Here is a 1,659-nt window from a genome sequence, read left to right on the forward strand (position 1 = left end):
AGTGGTCCGCGCCGTAAGTCCGTCGGGTGTTAGTCGGTCTGCCAGGCGGTGTGGTCGTTGAGGTAGAGCCCGCAGGCGCAGTCGAGGGCTTCTTCTGCGGTGCCGACTGGCATGCCGTTGGGCAGGATGGAGTCTTCGTAGCCTTCTTTGCTGGCCAGGTAGATCGCGAAGCCCCATTGGTGGGCGGAGCCGCCGTAGCGCAGTCGGCACAGCGGGAGCACGGTGTCGTCGGGCAGGTGGCCGTCGATGTAGGCGAACTTGCCGTGGTATCGCACGGTGACCTGAGCGAGTGCAGGCCAGCGGTCGTGGGCATGGGCACGTAGGCGCTGGGCGAGCGAGATCTTGGTGGACTCCGGCGGTGTGGCCATAGCAGTCCATGCTGCCGTATGGGGCGCGTGTCGCGCACGAGTAAAGATCATTTCCTGTTTCATGATCGACATCGTCGTGTTGTCGATCATGAAATGGGTCCATCGTTATGCCTGCTCTGCGTGCTCTCCCGGTCCGGCTGACTCTGGCGGAACGTCGGGAGTTGAAACGACGCGCTCGGGGTCACATGACCCCGCACCGGGACCGGGTCCGGGCGCGGATCGTGCTGGAGGCGGCTGCAGGTCACGCCAACGCGGCGATCGTGCGCCGCTGCGGTGTCTGCGAAGACACGGTGCGCAAATGGCGTGCCCGGTTCGCCGTCGATGGGCTGCACGGCCTGGACGACCGCCCACGCTCGGGACGACCGCCACGGTTCACGCCGGTGCAGGTGGCCGAGATCAAGGCGCTGGCCTGCCAACTGCCCACGCAAGCCGGTGTGCCGCTGTCGCGGTGGAGCAGTGCGGAGCTGGCCCAACACGCCGTCGAGGCCGGGGTCGTCGAAGCGGTCTCGGCCTCGACGGTGCGCCGATGGCTGCGCTCAGATGCGATCAAGCCGTGGCAGTACCGGTCCTGGATCTTCCCCCGCGACCCTGACTTTCGTACCAAGGCCGCCCGGGTGCTGGACCTGTACGCCCGCATCTACGACGGCAAGCCGCTAGGCGGTGACGAGTACGTGATCTCCTCCGATGAGAAGACCTCGATCCAGGCTCGCTGTCGCTGCCATCCGACCCTGCCACCCGGCAAAGCCCGGATGATGCGGGTCAACCATGACTATGACCGGGGCGGGGCGCTGGCCTACCTGGCCGCCTACGACGTCCACCACGCCCGCCTGTTCGGCCGCTGCGAACCCTCCACCGGCATCGAGCCGTTCATGGCGCTGGTCGAGCAGGTCATGACCCAAGAACCGTATGCCTCGGCAACACGGGTGTTCTGGGTCGTGGACAACGGTTCCTCGCACCGTGGCCAAGCCGCGATCGACCGGCTCACCCGACGCTTCCCAAACGCGGTCATGGTGCACACCCCGGTGCACGCGTCCTGGACCAACCAGATAGAGGTGGTCTTCTCCGTCGTCCAGCGCAAGGTCGTCTCACCCAACGACTTCACCACCCTCGACCAGGTCGAAGGCCGACTGGTCGAGTTTGAACGCCGTTACAACGCCACCGCGCGGCCATTCCGGTGGAAGTTCACCACAGACGACCTCGATGACCTCCTCACTCGGATCGAGCGACACCAGCAAAACAACGATCTCGCACTGGCCGCCTGATCCCCGACGAACTTACAACGGCGACCACT

Annotated in this window: 2 protein-coding genes; one reads left to right on the forward strand and one right to left on the reverse strand. The window is 65.7% G+C overall.

The genetic code is table 11. The annotated features are described in order from the left end of the window. Positions 1–29: 29 nt before the first annotated feature. Positions 30–458 (reverse strand): hypothetical protein, encoded by a 429-nt coding sequence (locus tag ELR45_RS34210; protein ID WP_205857830.1) that lies wholly within the window; start codon positions 456–458, stop codon positions 30–32. 17 nt (positions 459–475) lie between these two features. Between ELR45_RS34210 and ELR45_RS34215 the strand changes: the two genes are divergently transcribed. Then, a complete protein-coding gene (locus ELR45_RS34215) occupies positions 476–1,630 on the forward strand; it encodes an IS630 family transposase (protein WP_129670261.1) in 1,155 nt (384 codons plus the stop codon). Positions 1,631–1,659: the final 29 nt, after the last annotated feature.

The sequence above is a fragment of the Phytoactinopolyspora endophytica genome (assembly GCF_004138495.1).
Taxonomy (GTDB): Bacteria; Actinomycetota; Actinomycetes; order Jiangellales; family Jiangellaceae; genus Phytoactinopolyspora; species Phytoactinopolyspora endophytica.